The sequence below is a fragment of the Tatumella sp. UCD-D_suzukii genome (assembly GCF_000611875.2).
In the GTDB taxonomy this organism is placed as follows: Bacteria; Pseudomonadota; Gammaproteobacteria; order Enterobacterales; family Enterobacteriaceae; genus Tatumella; species Tatumella ptyseos.
On sequence record NZ_JFJX01000043.1, the window covers coordinates 1 to 5,965 of the forward strand.

A 5,965-nucleotide genomic window follows, 5' to 3' on the forward strand; every position below is an offset into this window, starting at 1 on the left:
GGACAAGGGAATGTCCGCTATCAGGCATCAAGGAAAAGATAACCTGGCAGTTAAACAAGGGGCCAATGACCGGGCAGCAACTGGCCGACATGTTCGGCCTCAGCCTCGGCAGGATAAACGAGGTTATGCGCTCCAGCTTTAAAGGCGACACCGTGAAGCTCGGCAAAGGAGAGCCATTCGCCACTGACGGCCGGGCCATGGACAGACTCTACTGGCTGGAAGCCAAACCACGGCGCGTTAATGCGAAAGAAAAGACACGGATCGTCTTCAGCCGAAAGCACTACGTCAATTAAACCCCATTCACCCCACCCTATCCTCTGCCATACGGCACCGGGAGGGTTATCTGTTGGAGAGGAAAAAGTGAAGAAATTAACCAAACGCGTACAGGCTGATGGCCTGTGGTTCGATGTGCCCGCTGATACAGCATCCGTGATGGTCAACGCATTCGGCCAGGTGCTTGCTATTTCCATCGGTGTAGTTCTGAGTAAGGGAGAGCACAACTGGGTTATTAAACACGGTATTGACGACTTTGTATGCCCGGTCGGAGTGGTTGACCTTGGTGGGGCAGACTGGCGCGAGTGCTGTTGGTATGTGGGCGATCAGTTTGATGGTGAAGACGCCGAACGCAGGGAGTGGATGGCGCGGGGTGTTGAGTTGCCTGAGAAACTGCCGTGTGATGTCAGATTTGAGCCTGGCCTGATTTTCAGAAAGGGAGTTTTAGTACAGACAATGCTTGATGCTCTTATCAGACGTGATGATTACGAGAAGGAGCTTGCAGAATTGTCCGAGGACGAAAGAAAAGCAAGGCAGGAAAAAATCTCCGAATTTCTCAACGGCCTGGGGGAGTGATGAAAATACCTATCCCCGGACGGGGCGGCGGTTGGTGGCTGGCGATTTCATGGCAGAAAAAATCAAAGTGGCGTTACTTCTCCTTCTGGAATGATGGCCCAATGCGCTCTTTATGGCTGGGGCATTTATGCATTGAGTGGTGGTGGCGATGAAGAAAGTCACCACTCACATACTGGCAGGTAACTACCCTGCTTTCATTAAACGAATAGCGTTCCGCATAGCTCTGTGGGATGCGTACAGGAGGAAGTAATGGGAAAGGTTACTTTCGTAGTTGAGTACGAAGATGGCAAGGAGCCGCCGGTTCACGCAAACATGGATGTCATGGGCGGAAAGCTGGCCGCTGTCAGTTGGAGTGATTACCGAGACGGCTTACTTACCGAAAAAGAGCTGGAAAACGTTCAGGCATGCATTGATGCCTCTGAGTGGATTCCCGAAGCCGAGTTTGTTCAGAAATTGAGGCTACTGACCAGATGATACTCGCCGGATACGTCATCCTCATTCTCTCCGGTAACCAGGCAACACCCCTCACTGAAACAATCTACCCCACCGAAACACAGTGCGAACATCAGATCGAGGCTATGGGCGATATTCAGCCCCGGCATGTGCTTTTGTGTGGCGAAGTAATGCGAGAACATCATGCAGGAAAGAATACGCGGAGCCTGTGACAAGCACCAGGAACTGGCCGCCAAGGCTGCAATAGAGCATCATCGGGAGCGTTATAGTCAGGGAAGAAGAATTACCCACTGTGTGAAGTGCAATAACCGGCACTATCAGGTTGAGGTAATCATCAGAAAAACCGTCATCACCGCAACAATCATTAACGGCTACCGGCCACTTTCAAAAATATTCACTAACTAAACCAAACCACCCTATCCCCGCACCGGTCACCGGCGGCATCGTCGTGCCTGCGGGTTAGGTAAAGGAGAATGCTATGCGAGAATTAAGAAGCGACTCACTTATTGACATGAAGTTCATGGTAGAGGATGCTGGCTACACGCCTAAGTACTTTTACGACCAGATCAAGGCCGGAAAACTTCCACCGCCAAAAAAGTTCGGCAGGACGTCCCGCTGGGAATACGCCGATTACCTCTCCTGGAAGAACTCAGCCCAACAGTCAAAAAACACCTTAAATTAATGCTTTGTGGGCATAATTGCGGGCACAATTTATCGTTAAAAACTAAATTCCTTTCAAATACAGCCCCTTGCTTTCATCATTAGGTGTCTGCAGGGGACACCAGTCATCAGTTCGCCACCCTCCGTAATAGTTCGCCAAAACCCCATAAAATCAGCACTCACCAAAAACAACTGTTCGTTATAGTTCGCCAAAGTTCGTTGACAGCCGCAATCCAAAGCGGGTAAAAAACGGGTAAACATTTTTACCCACCGGAATTTTACCCATGCTCACCGTCAAACAGATTGATGCCGCCAAGCCAAAAGACAAGCCCTATCGCTTGCTGTATGCCAATGGGCTTTATCTCTATGTCCCGGCTTCAGGAAAAAAGTGTGGCAGTTGAGGTACACTCTGACAGAGTTAAGAAAAACCTTGACCCCGGGTAGTTATCTTTTAATGTCATTAATTAAGCTTATGAACAATCCTGCCAGGCAAGAAAGATAGTCAGCAAGGGCCACGACCATCTACAGTCCGGAAAATAGATTAAGGCCGATGTTTTATTCACCTCTATCTATAAAGAGGAGCATTCCACATCCATAGAAGACTATTTTATTGTAATGATCTGCATTCTCGATACTCTGATACTTTTACTCGTCAGCACTTGCCGGCAGGAAGGCTTTCTTTTAGACATGACCAGAATTGAGGTTTTTTTTCGCGCCGGATAAATTCCCGCAAAAATCCCCTCAAATTTCTAAGTGGTAAAAACCTGTACTTCATCACGCTACGACATGGCGTACATGTTAAAGATTTATTTGCTATTATACGGTACGATATTTTTTATCTCTCAGCATTCAACATTTGACTATTTTGAATTATAAAATTTTCACAAACTGGGCGCAGGGGGTAGGCTTCCCTCTGATTAATCTCTTTAACCGCACCAGTTCCATATGAAGAAACTCATACGTCAGGGGGGTTCAGAATACTAATGCCATTATCCTGGATTATCCGACCGGTATCAGCCCGGGAGTTGAAAACATTAGTTAACCATCCTGACTCACACACATCCCGGTAGCGGTCTCTGATGAAACAGGGGCCATGCTTCGCCGGGCCTTGACCTGATTCTGCTTATCACCTCCGTTAAAAATGGGAGGATTACCTTTCTGTTTTACAAAGTCATACTTCGTTTTTTCTGAATTTGGGAAGTAACGATCTATTATTTCATCTCCATTAGGATAAATGAGCGTGTATCCGTCACCTTTTTTCTTTGGAGGTATGGCATTAACAATCATCTCAGAGTGAAAAATGGGTTTAAATACAAGGCTATTTGTATCATGGACACGATAAGTCAACATTGGCTGGCCTTGTACGCTAAGAACTAACATCTCCTCACCTGTATTCTTTTTTCTAATTAAAGGATAGTAATGTTTTTTTATTTCTATAACACCATAAACATCATCATAATGCCCATCTCCACGTGGTGGAGAGTTTTCATCAAAAACAAAAACAATATCACTGGGTATACTTCTCTTAACCCCTGGCCCGAATTTCTTCATGTTATGATATTGAAAATCAAACTTTACATTGCTTAGCTTCCACTCACACTGACCACCACCATCAAGAGCAATATTGTTACTCACTATATCGCTCCCTTCTTCCGGATTAAAAGGAACGGTAAGCAGGTGATATCCCGCCCGGGAGGTTATCGTTCCCGCTGAGGTAAATATTTTATCTCTGCATTTTTCCGAGCGATAAATCACATCCATTGGCAGAATATCGACATCAGCAGGTTTCACAACGGCAACTTTTACGGTTTTACCATTTGGTGGCGGAGAGAGATTATTACTTAACGCACAGCCGCTAAGTGATAATAGCGGTAGCAGGTATAATATATTAGCTATTTTCATTTAGCATATTCCTTTTTTGTCTTACGGAAACGCTCCAGGGCGGGCTTCCTTTCAGGCATCTGCTCTGTCACTCTCAGAGTTTCCACTACCAGTTGCTGCAACGCGGAGAACAGTCGATTTCTTTCCTTTTCACTATCCGGATCGCAAAATACTTTAATAAATAGAAAAGTTCTCCATGTACTGCCCGACGCCTGAATCTTTTCGCCCCCCCCCTGGCCAGGGCTTTAAGGATAAAAAATGAAGTTTCTACGTTCTCATAAAAATTAACTGACAAGCATTAGGCCGCCGTGCGATTATATTACAAATTAATATAAACACCTCAGAGATATAAACTCCTATTCTTATTCCTGGATGACTGACAGATAATTAGCGCACTGACGTGTTTACATCATGATGATTCACCATACCCCATAAGGGTATTTTTTGTTTTTTATAAATTCCTTCATATCCTCACTGTATTCATATCCATTAGAAAAGTTCGTTTCATCTTTACACATATCCAGTTCTTCCCCTGAGACTGTCCTTATGGTTGTATCATTCAGAGGGATATCTGAATGGCCATATTGTCTTAGCCAGACCCGTACTTTCCCCTCAGGAGCCAGACCTATCAGCATGGTTTGCCGGTATGCTTTTTTTGCGGGATTTGAAACATCCGGGTAAGGGGTAACCATCTTATCCCATGTGTCCTGAGTGAAAAATAAAGTGGACTGATAAACCTTTTTATCAATGATTGAGTCCCAGCAAAATATCATTATTTGCGGCAATCTGTCGGCATTATTAAAATGCGTATTCCCTGCTGAGTTCCGTTCATCCCATTTTCCGACACTGATACCTTGTGGCTGATTAATAGTTCTGTATGTCCATGCATAACCGTCAACATCCAGTAGCTTTAACAATGTCACCTGTGCAGGCAAAGCTTTGGGAGTAGTAAAAGCAAAATACCACTTATCCCAGGGCGCTTTAAGACTGTCAGGCTTCCCCTTAGAACAGGCACTGGCANATCAATGATTGAGTCCCAGCAAAATATCATTATTTGCGGCAATCTGTCGGCATTATTAAAATGCGTATTCCCTGCTGAGTTCCGTTCATCCCATTTTCCGACACTGATACCTTGTGGCTGATTAATAGTTCTGTATGTCCATGCATAACCGTCAACATCCAGTAGCTTTAACAATGTCACCTGTGCAGGCAAAGCTTTGGGAGTAGTAAAAGCAAAATACCACTTATCCCAGGGCGCTTTAAGACTGTCAGGCTTCCCCTTAGAACAGGCACTGGCAGAAGCCACAAGTAATAATACACAAATTATTCTGGTCATCGGTTTCATGATTTTCCTCCCTGCATATTCCAGACAGCCCTGACCCAACCGGGGTTTGGATGACTGACAGATAATTAGCACACTGGTGTGCTTAAATTATGATAAATCCCAGACTACGCAAACCAGGCTAATATTCAGATAAGCAGATGATATTAAATACCCACTATTTTTCAAAATAAGAATATTCACCATGAACCATATGGATATTTTTTGCCCTCGATAAATTCTTTAGTTTCATTGCTATACCCATAGGAAAAATTACTTACTGTCACCCCTTTACACATATCCAGCTCTTCCCCTGAGACTGTCCTTATGGTTGTATCATTCAGAGGGATATCTGAATGGCCATATTGTCTCAGCCAGACCCGTACTTTCCCCTCAGGAGCCAGACCTATCAGCATGGTTTGCCGGTATGCTTTTTTTTCCGGGTCAAAAACATGCGGGTAAGGGGTGGTCATTTTATTCCATGTGTCCTGAGTGAAAAACAGAGTGGACTGATAAACCTTTTTATCAATGATTGAGTCCCAGCAAAATATCATTATTTGCGGCAATCTGTCGGCATTATTAAAATGCGTATTCCCTGCTGAGTTCCGTTCATCCCATTTTCCGACACTGATACCTTGTGGCTGATTAATAGTTCTGTATGTCCATGCATAACCGTCAACATCCAGTAGCTTTAACAATGTCACCTGTGCAGGCAAAGCTTTGGGAGTAGTAAAAGCAAAATACCACTTATCCCAGGGCGCTTTAAGACTGTCAGGCTTCCCCTTAGAACAGGCACTGGCA

At 44.8% G+C, this 5,965-nt stretch carries 10 protein-coding genes and 1 pseudogene; 7 read left to right on the top strand and 4 right to left on the bottom strand.

All coding sequences use genetic code 11. The features are described 5' to 3' along the window. The 7 genes and pseudogenes from CG67_RS07595 to CG67_RS18695 all read left to right on the top strand — a co-directional run. A pseudogene (locus CG67_RS07595) lies at positions 1-293 on the top strand (hypothetical protein); the annotation flags it as partial. Positions 294-360: 67 nt separating this feature from the next. Next, a complete protein-coding gene (locus CG67_RS07600) occupies positions 361-849 on the top strand; it encodes a hypothetical protein (RefSeq protein WP_025902353.1) in 489 nt (162 codons plus the stop codon). Then, on the top strand, positions 849-1,001 hold the full coding sequence (locus CG67_RS18315; RefSeq protein ID WP_160318967.1) for a hypothetical protein: 153 nt from the start codon (positions 849-851) through the stop codon (positions 999-1,001). Before CG67_RS07600 ends, CG67_RS18315 begins: the two co-directional genes overlap by 1 nt. Positions 1,002-1,098: 97 nt before the next feature. Then, on the top strand, positions 1,099-1,323 hold the full coding sequence (locus CG67_RS07605; protein ID WP_025902354.1) for a hypothetical protein: 225 nt from the start codon (positions 1,099-1,101) through the stop codon (positions 1,321-1,323). 162 nt (positions 1,324-1,485) lie between these two features. Then, on the top strand, positions 1,486-1,707 hold the full coding sequence (locus tag CG67_RS18080) for a DUF4060 family protein (protein ID WP_152975045.1): 222 nt from the start codon (positions 1,486-1,488) through the stop codon (positions 1,705-1,707). Positions 1,708-1,780: 73 nt separating this feature from the next. Continuing rightward, positions 1,781-1,984 (top strand): AlpA family transcriptional regulator, encoded by a 204-nt coding sequence (locus CG67_RS07615; protein WP_025902356.1) that lies wholly within the window; start codon positions 1,781-1,783, stop codon positions 1,982-1,984. Positions 1,985-2,246: 262 nt separating this feature from the next. Further along, positions 2,247-2,363 carry an Arm DNA-binding domain-containing protein gene (locus tag CG67_RS18695; RefSeq protein ID WP_025902357.1) on the top strand — a complete coding sequence of 39 codons (117 nt, stop codon included), beginning with the start codon at positions 2,247-2,249 and terminating at the stop codon, positions 2,361-2,363. Between the two features lie 637 nt (positions 2,364-3,000). Here CG67_RS18695 and CG67_RS07625 read toward each other — a convergent pair. The 4 genes from CG67_RS07625 to CG67_RS07640 form a co-directional block, all read right to left on the bottom strand. Beyond that, complete coding sequence (locus CG67_RS07625; RefSeq protein ID WP_025902358.1) at positions 3,001-3,864, bottom strand: hypothetical protein; 864 nt, start codon at positions 3,862-3,864, stop codon at positions 3,001-3,003. A gap of 398 nt (positions 3,865-4,262) precedes the next feature. After that, on the bottom strand, positions 4,263-4,766 hold the full coding sequence (locus CG67_RS07630) for a DUF2931 family protein (protein ID WP_235501116.1): 504 nt from the start codon (positions 4,764-4,766) through the stop codon (positions 4,263-4,265). Further along, entirely contained in the window at positions 4,763-5,188 is a 426-nt protein-coding gene (locus CG67_RS07635) for a DUF2931 family protein (protein ID WP_051546367.1), read from the bottom strand. The genes CG67_RS07630 and CG67_RS07635 overlap by 4 nt, the downstream gene beginning before the upstream one ends. Before the next feature lie 176 nt (positions 5,189-5,364). After that, a partial coding sequence (locus tag CG67_RS07640; protein ID WP_025902359.1) for a DUF2931 family protein occupies positions 5,365-5,965 on the bottom strand: 601 nt, incomplete at its 5' end.

What these genes read in the sequence shown, in the direction of transcription:
- CG67_RS18315 (WP_160318967.1), top strand. Translation starts at nt 849, where the DNA reads ATGAAAATACCTATCCCCGGACGGGGCGGCGGTTGGTGGCTGGCGATT.
- CG67_RS07605 (WP_025902354.1), top strand. Translation starts at nt 1,099, where the DNA reads ATGGGAAAGGTTACTTTCGTAGTTGAGTACGAAGATGGCAAGGAGCCG.
- CG67_RS18080 (WP_152975045.1), top strand. Translation starts at nt 1,486, where the DNA reads ATGCAGGAAAGAATACGCGGAGCCTGTGACAAGCACCAGGAACTGGCC.
- CG67_RS07615 (WP_025902356.1), top strand. Translation starts at nt 1,781, where the DNA reads ATGCGAGAATTAAGAAGCGACTCACTTATTGACATGAAGTTCATGGTA.
- CG67_RS18695 (WP_025902357.1), top strand. Translation starts at nt 2,247, where the DNA reads ATGCTCACCGTCAAACAGATTGATGCCGCCAAGCCAAAAGACAAGCCC.
- CG67_RS07625 (WP_025902358.1), bottom strand. Translation starts at nt 3,864, where the DNA reads ATGAAAATAGCTAATATATTATACCTGCTACCGCTATTATCACTTAGC.